The sequence below is a fragment of the Pseudomonas sp. SWI7 genome (assembly GCF_006351945.1).
Classification (GTDB): Bacteria; Pseudomonadota; Gammaproteobacteria; order Pseudomonadales; family Pseudomonadaceae; genus Aquipseudomonas; species Aquipseudomonas fulva.
In genome coordinates, this window is the sequence record NZ_CP040930.1 from 991,212 (window position 1) to 1,009,327 (window position 18,116).

Below are 18,116 nucleotides of genomic sequence, written 5' to 3' on the forward strand. Positions count from 1 at the left end.
TCGTGATGAGACCATTCAGCGTCATGGTGATCGGTGGCCTGATGTCCCTGGCCTGGGCATCGGCCCACGCTGCAGATGGCCAGAAAGTCTTTACCCAAGGGGGCGCCGACCCTGCAGCCCTCGCCTGCATTGGATGCCACGGTGCCGATGGCAACGGTATCGGCGCAGCAGGCTTCCCACGGCTCGCCGGCCTGCCGGCCCCTTACTTGAGCAAGCAACTGCGTGACTGGCGCAATGGTACTCGACAGCAGGCGGTCATGGCGCCCTTGGCAAAGGCATTGTCCGAGGACGAGATCACAGCGGTGAGTGCCTACCTGGCCAGCTTGCCGGCGCCGGCAACCGGTGACCTGCGTCGTCAGCAAATCGCCAATGATCCAACGCTGCGGCTTGCGCTTTATGGCGACTGGAACCGGCACGTCCCTGGATGTATCCAGTGCCATGGCCCAGGCGGTGGCGGCGTAGGCGAGCATTTCCCGCCGTTGTCTGGCCAGCCCGCCGCTTATCTGGCGGCTCAACTGAACGCTTGGCGTGATGGAACGCGCAGCAACGACCCCAACCAGTTGATGGTCGGCGTGGCCAAGGCCATGACCCCCGACGAGATCACGGCCGTTTCCGCGTTTTTCGCTCTTCCTGCCAACCTGGAGGCCAAGCCATGAAGCCTTTGCTTACAGCCCTGCTGCTGGCAGCAGGTAGCGTTCACGCCAGCCCCGTGACCATGGAAGACCAGTCCCAGCTCAAAGTGCCGAATGCACAGGCGCAACCGCGCTTCGTGCCGCCGGCAGAGGGCGAGTTGCCGGACAATGCGTTTGGGAAGAGGGTGCGCGAGGGGCACGCCCTGTTCGTCGATACCCGACGTCTGATGCCTGAAGCGGTTGGCAACGGCATGAACTGCTCTAATTGCCACCTTGATCAAGGGCGCATGGCGCACTCGGCCCCTCTGTGGGGCGCTTACCCGATGTACCCGGCCTACCGAAAGAAAAACGACAAGGTCAACACGTATGCCGAGCGAATCCAGGGATGTTTTCAGTTCAGCATGAACGGCAAGCCGCCGGCGGCTGACAGCCCGGAGATGACCGCGCTGTCGGTTTATTCCTACTGGCTCTCTACCAAAGCGCCGACCGGTGTGCCGTTGGCCGGGCGAGGCTATCCGGAAGTGGCGCCGCCAGCGGGGGGCTATGACTTCAAGCGTGGGCAGCAGGTGTACCTCGAGCAGTGCGCGATCTGCCACGGCAAGAAGGGCGAAGGCCAGAAGGTGGCGGGCGAGTATGTGATGCCGCCGCTATGGGGCAGGGACGCCTACAACTGGGGGGCGGGCATGCACCGGATCAATACGGCGGCGTCATTCATCAAGTACAACATGCCGCTGGGTCGACCGGGCTCGCTCAGCGACCAGCAGGCCTGGGACGTGGCGGCCTGGATAAACCGGCACGAGCGGCCCCAGGACCCGAGGTTGGTAGAGGGCTCCATCGAGAAAACCCGCCTGAAGTTCCATGCCAATGATGGGGTCAATCTCTACGGCCAGAAGGTCGAAGGCGTGTTGATCGGGCAGGGCACCGGTCGCTGATGGCCAGGCAAGGGCCTGGAAGGATGACGTACCGGTCAGGAATATTGGGCGGCCCTTTGAACTATCCGTGAGCGGTTGCCTCTATGTTCCCAACGATCGGCCACAGGCGGGGCATTGTAAGGTGACCGCCGCCTGATTAGACTGCGCCGTAACCCCCAGGCCTAGCCTTTGTTAAGGACGTTTATGATCAAGAAATGCTTGTTCCCGGCAGCCGGCTATGGCACTCGCTTCCTGCCAGCCACCAAAGCCATGCCGAAGGAAATGCTGCCAGTGGTCAACAAGCCGTTGATCCAGTACGGCGTTGAGGAAGCATTGGATGCAGGGTTGAGCGAGATCTCCATCGTTACCGGCCGCGGTAAGCGCGCACTGGAAGATCACTTCGACATCAGCTACGAGCTGGAAAACCAGATCAAGGGCACCGACAAGGAGAAGTACCTGGTAGGCATTCGTCGCCTGCTGGACGAGTGCTCGTTCTCCTACACCCGTCAGACCGAAATGAAAGGCTTGGGTCACGCGATCCTCACTGGCCGTCCCCTGATCGGCGACGAGCCGTTCGCAGTGGTGCTGGCCGATGACCTGTGCGTCAACCCGGAAGGCGATGGCGTGCTGACCCAGATGGTGAAGCTGTACAACCAGTTCCGTTGCTCGATCGTCGCCATTCAGGAAGTCGATCCGCAGGAAACCAACAAATACGGTGTCATTGCCGGCGACATGATTCGTGACGACATTTTCCGTGTCACCAACATGGTTGAGAAGCCCAAACCCGAGGATGCGCCGTCCAACCTGGCCATCATCGGCCGTTACATCCTGACGCCCGACATCTTCGATATCATCGAGAACATCGAGCCCGGCAAAGGCGGTGAGATCCAGATTACCGACGCCTTGATGAAGCAAGCCCAGAGCGGCTGCGTGATCGCGTACAAATTCAAAGGGAAGCGTTTCGACTGCGGTGGCGCCGAGGGCTACATCGACGCGACCAACTTCTGCTTCGAGAACTACTACAAGGCTGGCAAGGCTTACTGAGCCCCTGCTGCAAGCCAGGCGCATTTTTTCTTGCTGCCTGATGCTTGAAGCTTGAAACTGCCGGTACCAAGCTGCAAGTGACAAGCCACGCTGCCCGTTCGTGCAGCCTGCCGCTTGAAGCTTGCAGCTTTTTTTTGGAGAACGAAAAGTGGCCTACGATTTTGATCTGTTCGTGATTGGCGCCGGCTCCGGTGGCGTGCGCGCTGCACGTTTCGCTGCCGGTTTTGGCGCCAAGGTAGCGGTTGCCGAGAGCCGCTATTTGGGCGGCACCTGCGTCAACGTGGGGTGTGTGCCCAAAAAGCTGCTGGTGTATGGCGCCCATGTGGCTGATGAGCTGGAGCAGGCGGCTGGATACGGCTGGACCCTGGAAGAAGGGCACTTCGACTGGGGCACCCTGATTGCCAACAAGAACCGTGAAATCGAACGGCTCAACGGTATCTACCGCAACCTGCTGGTCAACAGCGGCGTGACCCTGGTTCAAGGTCATGCGCGCATCACCGGACCTAACGAGGTCGAAGTCGAAGGCCAGCGCTACAGTGCCGAGCACATCCTGATCGCCACTGGCGGCTGGCCCCAGGTGCCGGACATCCCGGGCAAGGAATTGGCGATCACCTCCAACGAAGCGTTTTACCTCAAGGACCTGCCGCGGCGGGTGTTGGTGGTGGGCGGCGGCTACATCGCGGTGGAGTTTGCCGGGATCTTCCAAGGGCTGGGCGCCGCGACAACGTTGTTGTACCGCGGCGATCTGTTCCTGCGCGGCTTCGATGGTTCGGTGCGCACTCACCTGAAGGAGGAGCTCGAAAAGCGCGGGCTCGATTTGCAGTTCAATGCTGACATCCAGCGCATCGACAAGCTTGAGGATGGCAGCCTCAAGGCGACGCTCAAGGACGGGCGGGAACTGGTTGCCGACTGCATCTTCTACGCCACCGGCCGGCGTCCAATGCTGGACAACCTTGGCCTGGAAAACACTGGTGTCGAACTTGATGACAAGGGCTACGTGCGCGTAGACGATCAGTACCAGACCACGGCGCCTTCGATCCTGGCCATTGGAGATGTAATCGGCCGTGTGCAGTTGACCCCGGTGGCATTGGCCGAAGGCATGGCTGTGGCCAGGCGTCTGTTCAAGCCGGAGCAGTACCGCCCCGTGGATTACCAGAACATCCCCACGGCCGTGTTCAGCCAGCCGCCTATCGGCACGGTAGGGCTCACTGAAGAACAGGCCGTCGAGCAGGGCTACGAGGTCAAGGTCTTTGAAAGCCGCTTCCGCGCCATGAAGCTGACCCTCACCGACATTCAGGAAAAGACCTTGATGAAGCTGGTGGTAGATGCCAAGACCGACAAGGTACTGGGTTGCCACATGGTCGGGCCGGATGCAGGCGAGATCATCCAGGGCCTTGGCATCGCACTCAAGGCGGGCGCGACCAAGCAACAGTTCGATGAAACCATCGGCGTGCACCCCACGGCAGCGGAAGAGTTCGTGACTCTGCGCACGGTGACCCGCTGACTCAGCCCAGGCCGCATGCAACGTGCGGCCTGCTTGCGGGGCGACGATTACGTAATCGTCGCCCCATGCGCGGTCGGTTTCATAGGCTAGCCGCGCGCTTGGGCATTACCGCGGTAAGCGCTCTCTAACCTGTCCCACTCATAGCCAAAACCAATCATGAGCATCAGGTTTGCCAATGAGCCTTTATCGGTCCATGCGGTTAGGATTCTCTCCGTCAACTGATTTCAACCCATGAAGGAGCGTCTCTCATGCCTATCATCAACAGCCAGGTCAAACCGTTCAACGCCACTGCCTACCACAAGGGCGAGTTCGTCCCGGTCAGCGAAGCCGACCTGAAAGGCAAATGGTCTGTCGTGTTCTTCTATCCAGCCGACTTTACGTTCGTTTGCCCGACCGAGCTGGGTGACCTTGCTGACAACTATGCCGAGTTCCAGAAACTGGGCGTTGAGATCTACGGTGTTTCCACCGACACCCACTTTACCCACAAAGCGTGGCACGACACCTCGGACACCATCGGCAAGATTCAGTACCCACTGATCGGCGACCCGACCCATGTGATCGCCCGCAACTTCGACGTGCTGATCGAAGAAGCCGGCCTGGCGGACCGCGGTACCTTCGTGATCAACCCCGAAGGCCAGATCAAGATCGTCGAGCTGAACGACGGCGGTGTGGGTCGTGACGCCACCGAGCTGCTGCGCAAGGTCAAGGCTGCCCAGTATGTCGCCGCCCACCCAGGCGAAGTCTGCCCAGCCAAGTGGAAAGAAGGCGAGGCCACTCTGGCGCCGTCGCTGGATCTGGTCGGCAAGATCTGATTGTCGCCCGATAAGCGCCTGTGCAGCGGCAGCGCCGCACAGGCCTTGCGGGATGAGCAGCCAGTCATGTGCCAAACGCGGGCGGTAAGCAGCCGCCACAGCTGAACCACTTACCGCCCCGTCAAACGCCCGGGCGACTTCGCCTGGGCGTTTTTGTATCTGAGTTTGAAAAAGGAAATCGCCCGTATGTTGGACGCCACGCTTAAATCGCAACTGAAAACCTACCTGGAGCGGGTCACCCAGCCGATCGAGATCGTTGCCTCCCTCGACGACGGTGCGAAGTCCCGCGAATTACACGACCTGCTGGTGGAAATCGCCGGCTTGTCCAGCCTCATCACCCTGCGAGCCGATGGCGACGACGCCCGCCGCCCTTCGTTCTCGCTCAATCGCCCCAACGGCGACATCAGCCTGCGTTTTGCTGGTATTCCCATGGGCCACGAGTTCACCTCCCTGGTGCTGGCGCTGCTGCAAGTGGGCGGCCACCCCTCCAAGGCCAGCCTGGAAGTGATCGAGCAGATCCAGACGCTGGAAGGTGAGTTCAACTTCGAGACTTACTTCTCGCTGTCCTGCCAGAACTGCCCGGATGTGGTCCAGGCATTGAACCTGATGGCGGTGCTCAACCCCAGCGTGCGCCATGTAGCCATCGATGGTGCGTTGTTCCAGGCTGAAGTCGATGCCCGCCAGATCATGGCCGTGCCCAGCGTGTACCTCAATGGTGAGGTGTTCGGCCAGGGGCGCATGGGCCTTGAAGAAATTCTTGGCAAGATCGACACCAACGCCGGCGCACGTCAGGCCGAGAAGCTCAACGCCAAACAAGCATTCGATGTACTGGTAGTAGGCGGTGGCCCGGCGGGTGCCTCTGCCGCCATCTATGCCGCGCGCAAGGGTATCCGCACTGGCGTGGCCGCCGAACGGTTCGGCGGGCAGGTGCTCGACACCATGGCCATCGAGAACTTCGTTTCCGTGCATGAAACCGAAGGCCCGAAACTGGCCACCGCGCTTGAAGAACACGTCAAGCAGTATGACGTGGACATCATGAACCTGCAGCGCGGTGAAGCACTGATTCCGGCTACCGACGGTGGCCTGCATGAAGTGCGCATGGCGAGCGGGGCTTCGCTCAAGGCCAAGACGGTCATCCTGGCCACCGGTGCTCGCTGGCGCGAAATGAATGTGCCGGGCGAACAGCAATACCGTGGCCGTGGCGTGGCCTACTGCCCGCACTGTGACGGCCCGTTGTTCAAGGGCAAACGCGTGGCGGTGATTGGTGGTGGTAACTCTGGCGTGGAAGCGGCGATCGACTTGGCGGGTATCGTGGCGCAGGTGACGTTGATTGAATTCGACAGCCAGTTGCGTGCCGATGCGGTGCTGCAACGCAAGTTGCACAGCTTGCCTAACGTGACGGTCATCACCCAGGCACTGACCACCGAAGTGATCGGCAATGGCGAGAAAGTGACTGGCCTGCGCTACAAGGACCGCACCAGCGACATCGAGCATGAGCTGGCGTTGGAGGGGATTTTCGTTCAGATCGGTCTGTTGCCGAACACTGATTGGCTCAAAGGCACCGTTGAACTGTCGGCACGCGGCGAAATCATCGTCGATGCCAGAGGGCAGACCAGTATTGCCGGTGTGTTCGCTGCAGGTGACGTGACGACGGTGCCTTACAAGCAGATCGTGATCGCCGTTGGCGAAGGGGCCAAGGCGTCTCTGGCCGCCTTCGACCACCTGATCCGCACCTCCGCGCCTGCATAAGCGACATTTCAGCAGAACCGCAACCCTCGCATGAACTGGCCGTGCCCCATGGCGCAGCGCATGCGGGGGTCTTGTCATGGGCCTGGCTAAACCCACGAGCCATGAGGGTGTCTATGCTTACAAGCAGACCCCTCAGGAGCCACGCCATGACCCTGATCAGCCGCGAACCCTGGTGGCTAGTGCCGCCAAAGCCCGGGCAGACTGAACAAGACCTGCACTGGGGCTACCTTGAGATCTACAGCAACGGCCACACGGTGTTTGTCGACCAGCGCCCAAGCGATCGCGAAATGACCGAGCGCAAGAGCTGCCGCAACTTCCCCAAATCAGACCGCTGAAGACTAGCTGCCTAGTGCGTCCAGCCGCGCTTCCAGTGCAGCGATGCGCGCTTCAAGTGCCTCGATTCGATCCTGCGTAACCGTGCTGGTACCACTTCGCATTGAGCTCTCCTGCTGCTTTGCAGCCAGAATGGCTTCGATGTCTGCCGGGTCACCCAACGCATGAGTGTAACGGTCCTCACGCTGGCCAGCCTGACGCGGCAGGTGCACGGCCAAGTTCCGTGACACCAGACGTTCTAGCTGGTGGCGAACTTGGTCGGTGTCGTCGAAATCGTGCAGGCGGTTGCTACGGGTCAGCAACTCGCTCAAGGTTTGCGGGCCACGCAGGAACATCAGCCCCATCAACACCAACTGCGCAGGAACCAATTCCAGCGCCTTGTCCACCCGGTGTTCCCAGCGGTCGGCGCGGCTGCCCATCTGCAAGCGTGCCATCTGTCGTGCTTCGAGGCTGCGCAGCGCCTGACCCACTTGGCCCTGGGTAAGGTTCATCACCGGTTCGCGGCTGGTCTTCTGGTTACAGGCCAGGAGCAGGGCGTTTAGGGTAAGCGGGTAACTTTCCGGGCTGGTGGCCTGTTTCTCGATCAGCGAGCCGAGCACGCGAATCTCGACGCTGCTCAAGCGACCTTCAGTGGTGGTGTCTTGCTCGGACATGGCCCTGTCTCATTGCTGGGAAAAGGCCATTAGCGTAGGTGTATGAGGGGAGGGCCGCAAGACGGCCCGGCTAAATCAGGCGCTGCGGCGCGCTTCGGCCTGGCAGGCGGCTGCGGTGAACAGCACGTCGGTGGAGGAGTTGAGCGCGGTCTCGGCAGAATCCTGCAGCACGCCGATGATGAACCCCACCGCCACAACCTGCATGGCGATCTCACTGGGAATGCCGAACAAGCTGCAGGCCAATGGGATGAGCAGCAGGGAGCCGCCGGCCACACCGGACGCACCGCAGGCACAGACCGCCGCTACCACACTGAGCAACACTGCCGTGGGAAGGTCCAAGGGAATCCCCAAGGTGTGCACCGCCGCCAGCGTCAATACGGTGATGGTGATTGCAGCGCCAGCCATGTTGATCGTGGCCCCCAGCGGAATGGATACCGAATAAGTATCCTCATGCAGCCCAAGGCGTTCGGACAACGCCATGTTCACAGGGATGTTGGCTGCCGAACTGCGGGTGAAAAATGCAGTGATGCCGCTTTCGCGCAGACACAGCAGGGTGAGTGGGTAGGGATTTCGACGGGTTTTCCAGAATACGATCAGCGGGTTCATGACCAGGGCGACGAACAGCATGCACCCGATCAGTACCGCCAGCAGGTGCAGGTACCCCAACATGGCTTTGAGCCCTGACTGAGCCAAGGTGGAGGTGACCAGGCCGAAGATGCCCAGTGGCGCAAAGCGAATGACGATGCGCACGATCAGCGTGACGCCGTTGGACAGGTCGTCGACCACCTTGCGGGTGGTGTCACCGGCGCGGCGCAACGCGATGCCCAGGCCGATAGCCCAGGTCAGCACGCCGATGAAATTGGCATTGAGCAACGCGTTGATCGGGTTGTCGACCGCACTGAGCAACAGGTTCTTCAACACCTCACCGATGCCGCCCGGTACACTCAGGGCGGCATCCGCTGCGTTCAGTACCAAGTGTGAAGGAAATACCATGCTGGCAACCACCGCCACGACAGCCGAGGCGAATGTGCCGAGCAAGTACAGCCCCAAGATGGGGCGGATGTGGGTTTCCTGTCCGTGCCGGTGATTGGCAATCGATGCCATGACCAGAACGAAGACCAGCACTGGCGCCACCGCCTTCAAGGCACTGACGAACACCGTACCGAGAAAGCCCAGGTCACGGGCAACGGTGGGGGCGATCAGGGCAAGCGCGATACCTGCCACCAGGCCGATAACGATTTGCGTCACCAGGCCGGTGCGGTTGAGAAGGCGAAGAAGCGGTGTCATGCGCTGCGAGGTCCTGAAATTCGAAAAGGGCTGGACTTTACCATAGACCTCGCCCAGGCACTTACTGCCCGTTGTGGGGAGCGCTACCAGTTGAACAGTTCGCGTCGCGCCCCTTCGGTGATGGCAACGATGCCAGGATGCTTGACCTTGCGCTCGACCGAAATGGCGTAGAAGGACTCGTTCACGGCCTCGGTTTGCCCAATCAACTGTACGCCATACTGCCGACACACTTCTTCGGCAATCACGCTGGGCGCCACGAAGATGCCGCTGCCAGACTGCCCGAACGCCTGCATCAGGGCACTGTCGTCGAACTCGCCGACGATGCGCGGTTGAAGATGTTGATCACCAAGCCAGCGTAGAAGGCGGCTGCGCAGCACCGTTTCTTGCCCGGGTATGAGCAGCGGCGCATCGTGCAGGCATTCAGGGAACGGGCCATCGTGCTGAAGGGCCAATGTTGGGGTTGCGAAAAAGCTCAGGCCGCATTCTCCCAGTTTCTGGCTATACCCTTTGATGTCCAGGTGGGGTGGCATCGGGCTGTCTGAAATGACCAGGTCCAGTCGCTGAATGGCAAGGTCGGCCAGGAGCCGCTCCAGCTTGTCTTCACGGCAGTTGATGCGCAGCACGTTCTCAAGCTCCATGGTGGGTGCCAATAATCGATAGACAATGGACTTTGGCACCACGTCAGCCACCCCGACCCGGAACAGGATCTGCTCCTGAGGGCCGGCACGCAGCATGGCTTCGAGTTCGCCCCCCAGCTGGAACATCTGCTCGGCATACGTCAGCGCCTGGCGTCCGGTCTCAGTGAGTTCCAATTGCCGGCCAACCCGCTGGAACAGCTCGACGCCATAAGCCTGTTCCAATAGCGTGATCTGACCGCTGATGGTCTGTGGCGTCAGATTCAATTGCTCGCTCGCCCGAATGATGCTGCCGGTTCGGGCTACCACCCAAAAGTAGTGGAGCTGGCGATAGTTAAGCATTAGCGCAGATGCCGATTCGGAAAAACCGAAGTATATCGCTTGAAAATACGAATTTTACAGAAGTATTGCGCCCTCTAGAATCCACTTCATTCAGGCGGATACGAGCCTGCGCACATCATTCCGGAGGCGCCTATGCTGTATTTCAAATCAATGGGTACTGCGCTGGTCATGGGCATGACGCTGTTGGCCCTGGCCGGCTGCGATCAGGCCGAGAAGTCTGCCCAGCAAGTGCTTGACCAGGCGGCGAAGTCGGCTCAGCAGGTGATCGAGCAAACCAACCAGGCGGCCCAGCAGGCCTTGAGCGACGCGCTTGGGACCGACCGGCGAGAGCCCGAGCAAGATGACACCGCTTCCGAAACCCAGGACATTTGATCCCCAACCCGCGTGACAGGATGTGAACAATGGAATATTTGCTGGAACTTGCCGCTAGCCCGACAGCCTGGGTGGCGCTCGCCACGCTGGTGGCCATGGAAGTTGTACTGGGTATCGACAACCTGATCTTCATCTCCATCCTGACCAACAAACTGCCAGTCGCGTATCGCTCCAAGGCACGCCGCATCGGTATCAGCATGGCACTGGTGATGCGCCTGGCACTGCTCAGCACCGTTGCCTGGATCGTGCAGCTGACCGACCCTGTGTTCGAGGTGTTTGGCAACGCCTTCTCCTGGAAGGATGTGATCCTGATCGCCGGCGGCCTGTTCCTGCTGTGGAAGGCCACTAAGGAAATTCACGAGAACGTCGATCCACACGGTGCCAAGGAAGAGTCCAAGGCTTCTTCTACCGTTACCTTGGGCTTCGCCGCAGCGATTTTCCAGATTCTGCTGCTCGATATTGTGTTCTCGGTAGACAGCATTATCACCGCAGTAGGCATGACTGAGCACTTGCCTATCATGATCATCGCCGTGATCACTGCCGTGATCGTGATGATGGTGGCGGCCGATCCGCTGGCCAACTTCATCAACGACAACCCAACAGTTGTCATGTTGGCGCTCGGTTTCCTGATCATGATCGGCATGACGCTGATCGCGGAGGGCTTCGGAGCCCACGTGCCCAAGGGCTATGTGTATGCCGCCATGGCGTTCTCAACCGCTATCGAGATTCTGAATATCCTGGCGCGTCGAGCACGGCTGAAGCGTGAGGCCAAGCAAGGGTGACAGCAGGCGGGGCGCATGGCGCCCCATTCGCTGCATGTTTCAGGTGGGTTCAGTGCGCCGCTGCTGCGTGTGGAGCACGCCGTGCAGGGGCGGGTTGAGGGCGTGGCTGTGGTTGCGCAACGGGTTGAGCGTGCCGCCGTGCGATGCGCAGTACGCCCCAGAGCATGGCCGCTGCAACGCTGAGCCACATGCACACCAACATGATGATTGCCAAGGTCATATTCATTTGTGCCTCCATCTCTACGGCGAGCGCTTGATACGCCAGCGATTGCCTTCCAGACACTTGATTAGTGTAGCCCTTGCGTGGGTACGTTCCATCGAATAACGCCTGCGGTGCCGAGATGATTCGCCAACATGCCCTGTCGGACTGTACCGCCATCGTTGTGGGACCTATCATCGCGAACACAGCAGGGCGCTGCCTGCCCTGCGTTCAGCAAGCGAGTATCCATGCCCAATTTCACCTTCTCGTCGCCGACCAAGGTCGTTCGCCAGCTCATCCTGGCGTGCTGGTTGGGTGTCACCTTGGCAGGTTGTGCCGGGACACCTTCTACCGCACTCCAGAGCCTGCCCCAGCGGGTGGAGCTCAGCAGCGTTCCGTTCTACCGCGGTAACGCCAACCACAGCGCAGCCATGGCATTGGCCGCGATTCTGTCGCAGCAAGGTGCGCCCATCACGCCTGGGCTGCTCGATCAGCCGCTGAACCTGCCCACAGGTATCGACAGCCTAGATACCAGCATCCCGCGCGTTGCGCGCGACTACGGTAGGGTGGTGTACCCCTTGGACAAGCGGCTAGATGCCTTGTTGACGCAGGTGGCCGCTGGAAACCCGGTGCTGGTTCGCTACCAGGACGGTTCGGCATGGTGGAGCGAACCCAGGTATGCGGTATTGATAGGGTATGACCGTTACAAACAGCGTGTGCTGATGCGTGCAGGCATGCAGCGCCGCCTGGTGATGGCATTCGACGATTTCGCCTCTGCCTGGGCGAAAGAGGGCCGTTGGGCAATCCTGGTGCAGCCGCCGGGGGAGTTGCCGGCGAACGTTGACCGTCAGCGCTGGCAACAGGCCGCTGACGATCTGGCGCGTGCGGGCCAGGAACTGGCGGCCAGGCAGGCCCTGGACAGCCTCAAGTGAGGCTGCTCGCATTTGGCTTTCCACGGTCACTGAAGGCGTGGCCTTGCCGGGGCGCTGGGCTGATCGGCATGGGCCGCAACGCGGCCCGGCGAACATGAGTGAACCCCATCACGCCAGTGGCAGCCCTTTACCGGTTGCCACGTCTTGACTCAGAAGCCCAGACGGTCACGCAAGCTGTAGTACCAAGCGCCCAAGGCACTGAAGGGCACGCGCAGCATCTGACCGCCCGGGAAGGGGTAGTGCGGCAGCCCGGCAAAGGCATCGAACCGCTCCGCCTGGCCACGCATGGCCTCGGCCAGGACTTTGCCTGCCAGATGGGTATAGGTGACCCCGTGCCCTGAGCACCCCTGGGAATAATAGATGTTGTCACCGATACGGCCGACTTGTGGCAGACGCGACAAGGTGAGCAGGAAGTTGCCGGTCCAGGCGTAGTCGATCTTGACGTTCTTCAACTGCGGGAAGGCCTTGAGCATCTTCGGACGAATGATCGCCTCGATGTTGGCCGGATCCCGTGCACCATAAACCACGCCGCCTCCAAAGATCAGGCGCTTGTCGCTGGTCAGGCGATAGTAGTCGAGCAGGTAGTTGCAGTCTTCGACGCAGTAGTCCTGGGGAAGCAGTGTGCGCGCCAGTTCATCGCCCAAGGGTTCGGTCGTGATGACCTGTGTACCGCAAGGCATCGACTTGGCGGCAAGCTCCGGGACCAGGTTGCCCAGGTAGGCGTTGCCCGCCACGATGATGAACTTGGCGCGCACTTTACCCTGTGGGGTATGCACGACCGGGTTGGCGCCGCGCTCGATGCGCACCGCCGGAGTTTGTTCATAGATGGTGCCGCCCAACGATTCGACCGCAGCAGCTTCGCCGAGGGCCAGGTTGAGTGGATGGATATGCCCGCCGCTCATGTCGAGCATGCCGCCGATGTAGTTGTCGCAGGCCACCACTTCGCGGATGCGCTGTTGATCCATCAGCTCCAGCTGGTTGTGGCCGAAACGTTCCCACAGGCGCTTTTGCGATTCTAGGTGACCCATTTGTTTGCTGGTCAGCGCAGCGAACACGCCACCGTCCTTGAGGTCGCACTGGATGTTGTACTTGGCCACCCGCTCGCGAATGATGCGCCCGCCTTCGAAGGCCATCTGGCCTAGCAGCTGGGCTTGGCGAGCACCCACGGTGCGCTCGATGACATCGATGTCGCGGCTGTAGCTGTTGACGATCTGGCCACCGTTGCGGCCCGATGCGCCGAAGCCTACCTTGGCCGCTTCGACAATGCTTACCTTGAAGCCATTTTCCAGAAGGAACAGGGCGCTGGACAAGCCGGTGTAGCCCGCGCCGATGATGCAGACATCGGTTTGCACCTCACCCTGCAGCGCCGGACGTGGCGGCACCGGGTTGGCCGAGGCGGCGTAGTAGGACTGGGGGTAGGGGGTGTTAGCCATGCTGCAGAACCTCGTGTTTTATATTTTTAACGAATGTAGCGATGCTATCAATAATAATAAACACCCGCTAGTCGTCCGCTGAAAATCATGAACAGTGCTCGCGCCTGACGCCTCTTTATAAAGAGTTTGCAATTCAGTGGGTTAGCTTCAAAAAAACTGTTGACACGCCTTTGTAATTGCGTAGAATGCGCACCACGACAGGCACATAGCTCAGTTGGTTAGAGCACCACCTTGACATGGTGGGGGTCGTTGGTTCGAGTCCAATTGTGCCTACCAAATTGAAAAAGGGTGATCCGCAAGGGTCACCCTTTTTTGCGTTTTGCTTTGGAAGCGCTTAGATGGCTCCAATTCTCCGGCTGCTCGAAAGTTTTTGATTTATATCGAAAAAAAGCTTTACAGGTGTTCAGTGAGTCTCTACTATGCGCACCACACGACAGGCACATAGCTCAGTTGGTTAGAGCACCACCTTGACATGGTGGGGGTCGTTGGTTCGAGTCCAATTGTGCCTACCAAATCCCAAAAAGGGCGATCAGAAATGATCGCCCTTTTTGCATGCCCGGCGGAATCAGCCTGTAACCTTTGGCCGCAGTTCGATGCTCAGTCTCGCGTGGTAGAATCCGCCTCTTCGAACCTGGAGGTACACGCGTGCGCAAACTGGTGGTGGTAATGGCAGTGCTGGCCCTGGCGGGCTGTGACAACGAGGTGGAGGGCGTGCACAAGCGTGTGGCCGAACACCTGCAAAATCCCAAGACCGCCAAGTTCGGTAACGTTCGCATCGATACGCAGGGTACGATCTGCGGTCAGGTGCGCGGCAAGGACGATGCCGGCCAATTCCAGGCCTACCGCAGCTATGTGGCCATCAAACGCGACGGTCAGTACGAAATCATTGTCGACGACAATGGCGACAACCTGCGTATTCGGGAGCTGTGTGGGGGTGCTGAATTGCAGCGCCGTGCGCAAGCGCTCGAAGGTGAGCCCGCGCCAGAGGGATGGGACGTCGAAGTGGTCCAGGGCGCCAACATGGGTGCACTCAGCGACATGACCGCGCGTCTGATCGAGAAAGGTATTCCGTCTTCGGTGGAGTACCGGGACGGCAAGCCTGTGGTGCTGCTGGGACCGTTTCCTACCCGGGAGCAGGCGCAGGCCCGTCGCGATGAAGTCATGGCCAAGCTTGGCACCGACTCGGTGGTCATCCAGCACGGCGCAGCCCGCTAAGCGCTCGTGGCCGGTCGATCAGCTGCACGCCTTGAGGTCGACCGGCCCTACAAACTCATTACCGTGCCCCATCAGGCACCCGACCCGCTGGTTGCGTTGATACTCCCAAGGCTGCGGCGGATACGTCTTGTTCCATGCCTCGAACAGCTGACGGTCCTGCCTTGAGAGGCGCAAGTTGTATTGCTTGCTCATGTAGAAATAGGTGCGTGCAATCATGCCGCGGATCGAAGGCCGCGGCATGACCTTCCTGGCCTTGAAATCCACCTGGGTAAGGCATTGGCCGTATTGCCCACGTTGTTCCGGCAGCCAGCCGAAGCTGTAGTTGCTGCGGTCGCCGTTGACCTCCCCAACGCTTGGCACCAGATTGTGCAGGTCGGCTTCGGCGCGTTTGTATACCTCGTCGTGCTGCGAGCAGGCCTTACGACCGCCGCTTTGCCAACACTGGCGCTGATGGCCGATTTGCCAGGCCGGCACGATGTGCTCCCACTCGATGCGTGAAGCGCGTTGGGCATTCTTGCGTGGTGAATACCCACATGAAGCCATATCGACTTTGTTGCCGTTGTATTTGCAACCGCAGTAGAACTCGGTGGATTGTGGTGCGTAGAGTTGCCTGGCCACCTTCTTGGCTTCCTGGAACGTGCGGGGCGCATCGGCATAGGCAAGCGGAGCCATCAGCAGGCAGGCAGCTGCAATAAGCGAAACTCTCATGCGCGGTCAGTCTTCCTTGGGCACGGTCCAGAAAAGCTGTACGCCACCATCGTCGCGGTGGGCGAGGGTAACGTTGTCATTTTCGGCAATCTCGGCCAGCAACGTGTCCCAGTCCTCTGGTGTTTCCTGTTCCAGGCGAAAAATCAAAGCCGCCCGGCTGCGCTGGGCAATGGGGTTGTTGATGATTTTCTGAATGCGCATGCCCAGTTGTTGGTAGCTGGCAGGTGAGGGCGAGGAGGTAGACACAGGCATTTCCTTTTTTTGCTGTATGCACGTACAGTATTTCACTGTAAGGGATTTCGCAACAGTTTGAAGGGAAAGTTCTGTGGATCGCCCTCGCCATGTTCGCGATTCAGGCCAGGGTCTGCTGTAATAGCGGAACTTTCCGGAAATTGCTCATGTATCGATTGGTCTTACGCGTTACCTCTTCCACGCACCTCGCCCTGTTGTTTGTCGGTGGTGTCACTTCTCATAATCAAGCCTGGGCCGACCCGGCAACCGCGATCGTTATCGATCCGATGGTTGTCACGGGTGCCTACGCGCCTACCAGCAGCTTCGATCTGCCGTTCTTGGTGGACACGGTCGACCTGTCCAATGGCACCGATGGACAACTTGGCGTCAACTTGTCAGAGGTGCTGACGAAGGTCCCTGGCCTAGTGGTGCAGAATCGCCAGAACTATGCCCAGGACCTGCAGATATCATCCCGCGGGTTTGGTGCTCGCTCTGCATTTGGCGTGCGCGGTATCAAGCTGCTCAGCGATGGTATCCCAGCCAGCACCCCGGATGGACAGGGCCAGGCAGCCACGCTGAACCTGGATGTGGCCGACCGTATCGAGGTGCTGCGCGGCCCGGCCGCTACGCTGTATGGCAGCAACGCTGGCGGTGTCATCCAGATGTTCAGCCGTGACGGGGTGGGGCCGGCTCGCCTGGGTGCCGAAACCACCTTTGGCAGCGATGGCTTCAGCAAGCATCACCTGTCGGCACAGGGGGGCAACGAGATCGGGGGTTTCGTGCTGGACGCTTCGCGCATGGACACCAATGGGTATCGCGACCATAGCGCGGCCAAGCGCGACCAGACGTTCGCCAAGGTGCACATCAGGCCAGATACCGATTCACGCCTGGCGCTGACCTACAGCAGCCTGGAACAGAACAACACGCAAGACCCGCTGGGTCAGCTTTGGTCCAGCTACAAGCACGACCCACGTTCGGTCGCCGATGGCGCAAGGGACTACAACACGCGCAAGAGCATCGATCACCAGCAGGTGGGCATGAACTACGAGCGCTACGTTGGCGACGCTACCCTTCAGTTCAATCTCTACGCAGGGCGTCGGAGCGTGGTGCAGTACCTGTCGATTCCTCGGCAAATCGCCTCCAACAGCCAGCGCGGTGGTGGTGTGGTGGATTTTGACCGCGAGTTTCACGGCGGTACGCTGCGCTGGATTCAGCCGGTACCGGCCGTTCCCGGCCATTTCACGCTCACCGTGGGTGCCGACTACGACCAGAGCACGGATGACCGTCGGGGCTTCCAGAACTTCCGGGGCGACCAACTGGGGGTCAAGGGCGAGCTCAAGCGCGACGAGAAAGACATCGCGACCAGCCTGGACCCCTATGTGCAGGCGCACTGGGAAATCGGCAACTGGACCAGCGAGCTGGGCGTGCGCTACAGCACCATGAAGATGAAGGTCGATGACCACTACCTGGAAAACGGTGACGCCAGCGGTGTCAAGCGCTATCAGCAGGCCAACCCGACGCTGTCGGTGATGTACGCCTTCACGCCTGATCTGCGTGGCTATGCCAGCGTAGGAAAGGGCTTCGAAACGCCTACACAGGCTGAAATGGCCTATGCGCCAGGCTTGCAGGAAAGTTTCAACTTCGGGCTGGACCCAGCAACCAGCAAGCAATATGAACTAGGGGTGAAATATCGCCTGGGCGCGACCACGCGGCTGAATGCTGCCCTGTTCGAGATCCGCACGGATAACGAAATCGTGGTCGATAATTCCACTAACGGCCGCACCAGCTATCACAACGCCGGGCAGACCGTGCGCCGTGGTTTTGAAGCCAGCATGCAGAGCGACTTTGCCGAGCACTGGCAGACCACCTGGGTGTTCACCCATACCGACGCTCGCTACGCCGATGACTTCAAGCAAGGCGGACAAGTCATCGACAGTGGCAATCGCTTGCCGGGCGTGCCGCGAGACAATCTGTATGCAGAAGTGGTGTGGAAACCGACCGCTTCGGTCAGCATGGGGTTCGAGGGGCAGTACCGTAGCAAGGTATTCGTCGAGGACAGCAACCAGCAGAAAGCTGCGCCTGCCTATGCTGTGTTCAACTGGCGCACGCGCTTCGAGCAGCAGGTCGGCCCCTGGACTTTCCATCAACTGGTGCGTCTGGACAACGTGTTCGACCGTCAATACGTGGGTTCGGTGATTGTCGGTGACAGCAATAAACGCTACTACGAGGCAGCCCCAGGGCGTTCGTGGTACGCCGGTGCTGGCTTGGAATATCAGTTCAAGTAGTGAGGTTGAAGCGAGCACACCGTGTACCCATAGCTCAAGCGTCGCGCATCGACACTT

19 protein-coding genes and 2 tRNA genes are annotated in these 18,116 nt (G+C 60.0%); 14 read left to right on the forward strand and 7 right to left on the reverse strand.

What is annotated here, in order from left to right:
- Nucleotides 1–5: 5 nt before the first annotated feature.
- The 7 genes from FH041_RS04430 to FH041_RS04460 all read left to right on the forward strand — a co-directional run bounded on the left by FH041_RS04430 (nt 6) and on the right by FH041_RS04460 (nt 6,987).
- Nucleotides 6–656: a cytochrome c gene (locus FH041_RS04430; protein ID WP_104926317.1), complete on the forward strand. Its 651-nt coding sequence runs from the start codon at nt 6–8 to the stop codon at nt 654–656.
- Nucleotides 653–1,564: a c-type cytochrome gene (locus tag FH041_RS04435; RefSeq protein ID WP_049695791.1), complete on the forward strand. Its 912-nt coding sequence runs from the start codon at nt 653–655 to the stop codon at nt 1,562–1,564. The genes FH041_RS04430 and FH041_RS04435 overlap by 4 nt, the downstream gene beginning before the upstream one ends.
- Nucleotides 1,565–1,747: 183 nt before the next feature.
- Entirely contained in the window at nt 1,748–2,587 is an 840-nt protein-coding gene (galU, locus tag FH041_RS04440; RefSeq protein ID WP_027916106.1) for a UTP--glucose-1-phosphate uridylyltransferase GalU, read from the forward strand.
- Nucleotides 2,588–2,735: 148 nt separating this feature from the next.
- Entirely contained in the window at nt 2,736–4,091 is a 1,356-nt protein-coding gene (gene gorA, locus FH041_RS04445; RefSeq protein WP_027916105.1) for a glutathione-disulfide reductase, read from the forward strand.
- A gap of 248 nt (nt 4,092–4,339) precedes the next feature.
- Nucleotides 4,340–4,903, forward strand: coding sequence for an alkyl hydroperoxide reductase subunit C (ahpC, locus tag FH041_RS04450; protein ID WP_028686434.1), 564 nt, complete (start codon nt 4,340–4,342; stop codon nt 4,901–4,903).
- Nucleotides 4,904–5,089: 186 nt separating this feature from the next.
- Nucleotides 5,090–6,652, forward strand: coding sequence for an alkyl hydroperoxide reductase subunit F (ahpF, locus tag FH041_RS04455; RefSeq protein ID WP_027916103.1), 1,563 nt, complete (start codon nt 5,090–5,092; stop codon nt 6,650–6,652).
- A gap of 146 nt (nt 6,653–6,798) precedes the next feature.
- Nucleotides 6,799–6,987, forward strand: a complete 189-nt coding sequence (locus tag FH041_RS04460) for a hypothetical protein (protein WP_027916102.1) — start codon at nt 6,799–6,801, stop codon at nt 6,985–6,987.
- Between the two features lie 3 nt (nt 6,988–6,990).
- On the opposite strand, the gene FH041_RS04465 is transcribed toward FH041_RS04460, so the two are convergent.
- The 3 genes from FH041_RS04465 to nhaR all read right to left on the reverse strand — a co-directional run bounded on the left by FH041_RS04465 (nt 6,991) and on the right by nhaR (nt 9,902).
- Nucleotides 6,991–7,638, reverse strand: a complete 648-nt coding sequence (locus tag FH041_RS04465; RefSeq protein ID WP_088523182.1) for a YceH family protein — start codon at nt 7,636–7,638, stop codon at nt 6,991–6,993.
- Between the two features lie 75 nt (nt 7,639–7,713).
- Nucleotides 7,714–8,925: a serine/threonine transporter SstT gene (gene sstT / locus FH041_RS04470; protein ID WP_140174219.1), complete on the reverse strand. Its 1,212-nt coding sequence runs from the start codon at nt 8,923–8,925 to the stop codon at nt 7,714–7,716.
- A gap of 83 nt (nt 8,926–9,008) precedes the next feature.
- Nucleotides 9,009–9,902, reverse strand: coding sequence for a transcriptional activator NhaR (nhaR, locus tag FH041_RS04475; RefSeq protein WP_059183856.1), 894 nt, complete (start codon nt 9,900–9,902; stop codon nt 9,009–9,011).
- A gap of 132 nt (nt 9,903–10,034) precedes the next feature.
- On the opposite strand from nhaR, the gene FH041_RS04480 reads away from it, so the two are divergent.
- Nucleotides 10,035–10,274, forward strand: coding sequence for a hypothetical protein (locus FH041_RS04480; protein ID WP_059183857.1), 240 nt, complete (start codon nt 10,035–10,037; stop codon nt 10,272–10,274).
- Nucleotides 10,275–10,303: 29 nt separating this feature from the next.
- On the forward strand, nt 10,304–11,056 hold the full coding sequence (locus tag FH041_RS04485; RefSeq protein ID WP_027916097.1) for a TerC family protein: 753 nt from the start codon (nt 10,304–10,306) through the stop codon (nt 11,054–11,056).
- Nucleotides 11,057–11,105: 49 nt separating this feature from the next.
- Here FH041_RS04485 and FH041_RS22650 read toward each other — a convergent pair whose 3' ends face one another.
- Nucleotides 11,106–11,282 (reverse strand): hypothetical protein, encoded by a 177-nt coding sequence (locus tag FH041_RS22650; RefSeq protein ID WP_165919234.1) that lies wholly within the window; start codon nt 11,280–11,282, stop codon nt 11,106–11,108.
- A gap of 221 nt (nt 11,283–11,503) precedes the next feature.
- Between FH041_RS22650 and FH041_RS04490 the strand changes: the two genes are divergently transcribed.
- Nucleotides 11,504–12,187 (forward strand): peptidase C39 family protein, encoded by a 684-nt coding sequence (locus tag FH041_RS04490; protein ID WP_088523183.1) that lies wholly within the window; start codon nt 11,504–11,506, stop codon nt 12,185–12,187.
- Between the two features lie 149 nt (nt 12,188–12,336).
- Here FH041_RS04490 and FH041_RS04495 read toward each other — a convergent pair whose 3' ends face one another.
- Nucleotides 12,337–13,620, reverse strand: coding sequence for an FAD-binding oxidoreductase (locus FH041_RS04495; protein ID WP_027916095.1), 1,284 nt, complete (start codon nt 13,618–13,620; stop codon nt 12,337–12,339).
- A 199-nt stretch (nt 13,621–13,819) separates the two neighbouring features.
- Between FH041_RS04495 and FH041_RS04500 the strand changes: the two genes are divergently transcribed.
- From FH041_RS04500 to FH041_RS04510, 3 genes are all read left to right on the forward strand, one after another.
- Nucleotides 13,820–13,896: transfer RNA gene (locus FH041_RS04500), tRNA-Val, on the forward strand.
- Nucleotides 13,897–14,055: 159 nt separating this feature from the next.
- Nucleotides 14,056–14,132, forward strand: a tRNA-Val gene (locus FH041_RS04505).
- A 133-nt stretch (nt 14,133–14,265) separates the two neighbouring features.
- Nucleotides 14,266–14,835 (forward strand): SPOR domain-containing protein, encoded by a 570-nt coding sequence (locus FH041_RS04510; RefSeq protein WP_027916094.1) that lies wholly within the window; start codon nt 14,266–14,268, stop codon nt 14,833–14,835.
- An 18-nt stretch (nt 14,836–14,853) separates the two neighbouring features.
- Here FH041_RS04510 and FH041_RS04515 read toward each other — a convergent pair whose 3' ends face one another.
- A complete protein-coding gene (locus FH041_RS04515; protein WP_027916093.1) occupies nt 14,854–15,543 on the reverse strand; it encodes an endonuclease in 690 nt (229 codons plus the stop codon).
- Between the two features lie 6 nt (nt 15,544–15,549).
- The gene (locus tag FH041_RS04520; RefSeq protein ID WP_028686430.1) at nt 15,550–15,795 is read right to left on the reverse strand and encodes a DUF1654 domain-containing protein; all 246 of its coding nucleotides are present in this window, start codon (nt 15,793–15,795) and stop codon (nt 15,550–15,552) included.
- Between the two features lie 266 nt (nt 15,796–16,061).
- On the opposite strand from FH041_RS04520, the gene FH041_RS04525 reads away from it, so the two are divergent.
- Nucleotides 16,062–18,059: a TonB-dependent receptor gene (locus tag FH041_RS04525; RefSeq protein WP_239936042.1), complete on the forward strand. Its 1,998-nt coding sequence runs from the start codon at nt 16,062–16,064 to the stop codon at nt 18,057–18,059.
- The last annotated feature ends 57 nt before the right edge of the window (nt 18,060–18,116 follow it).

What these genes read in the sequence shown, in the direction of transcription:
- ahpC (WP_028686434.1), top strand. Translation starts at nt 4,340, where the DNA reads ATGCCTATCATCAACAGCCAGGTCAAACCGTTCAACGCCACTGCCTAC.
- FH041_RS04480 (WP_059183857.1), top strand. Translation starts at nt 10,035, where the DNA reads ATGCTGTATTTCAAATCAATGGGTACTGCGCTGGTCATGGGCATGACG.
- FH041_RS22650 (WP_165919234.1), bottom strand. Translation starts at nt 11,282, where the DNA reads ATGAATATGACCTTGGCAATCATCATGTTGGTGTGCATGTGGCTCAGC.
- galU (WP_027916106.1), top strand. Translation starts at nt 1,748, where the DNA reads ATGATCAAGAAATGCTTGTTCCCGGCAGCCGGCTATGGCACTCGCTTC.
- sstT (WP_140174219.1), bottom strand. Translation starts at nt 8,925, where the DNA reads ATGACACCGCTTCTTCGCCTTCTCAACCGCACCGGCCTGGTGACGCAA.
- FH041_RS04495 (WP_027916095.1), bottom strand. Translation starts at nt 13,620, where the DNA reads ATGGCTAACACCCCCTACCCCCAGTCCTACTACGCCGCCTCGGCCAAC.
- FH041_RS04515 (WP_027916093.1), bottom strand. Translation starts at nt 15,543, where the DNA reads ATGAGAGTTTCGCTTATTGCAGCTGCCTGCCTGCTGATGGCTCCGCTT.
- FH041_RS04490 (WP_088523183.1), top strand. Translation starts at nt 11,504, where the DNA reads ATGCCCAATTTCACCTTCTCGTCGCCGACCAAGGTCGTTCGCCAGCTC.
- FH041_RS04435 (WP_049695791.1), top strand. Translation starts at nt 653, where the DNA reads ATGAAGCCTTTGCTTACAGCCCTGCTGCTGGCAGCAGGTAGCGTTCAC.
- FH041_RS04430 (WP_104926317.1), top strand. Translation starts at nt 6, where the DNA reads ATGAGACCATTCAGCGTCATGGTGATCGGTGGCCTGATGTCCCTGGCC.
- FH041_RS04525 (WP_239936042.1), top strand. Translation starts at nt 16,062, where the DNA reads ATGGTTGTCACGGGTGCCTACGCGCCTACCAGCAGCTTCGATCTGCCG.
- FH041_RS04465 (WP_088523182.1), bottom strand. Translation starts at nt 7,638, where the DNA reads ATGTCCGAGCAAGACACCACCACTGAAGGTCGCTTGAGCAGCGTCGAG.
- FH041_RS04520 (WP_028686430.1), bottom strand. Translation starts at nt 15,795, where the DNA reads ATGCCTGTGTCTACCTCCTCGCCCTCACCTGCCAGCTACCAACAACTG.
- FH041_RS04485 (WP_027916097.1), top strand. Translation starts at nt 10,304, where the DNA reads ATGGAATATTTGCTGGAACTTGCCGCTAGCCCGACAGCCTGGGTGGCG.
- nhaR (WP_059183856.1), bottom strand. Translation starts at nt 9,902, where the DNA reads ATGCTTAACTATCGCCAGCTCCACTACTTTTGGGTGGTAGCCCGAACC.
- FH041_RS04460 (WP_027916102.1), top strand. Translation starts at nt 6,799, where the DNA reads ATGACCCTGATCAGCCGCGAACCCTGGTGGCTAGTGCCGCCAAAGCCC.
- ahpF (WP_027916103.1), top strand. Translation starts at nt 5,090, where the DNA reads ATGTTGGACGCCACGCTTAAATCGCAACTGAAAACCTACCTGGAGCGG.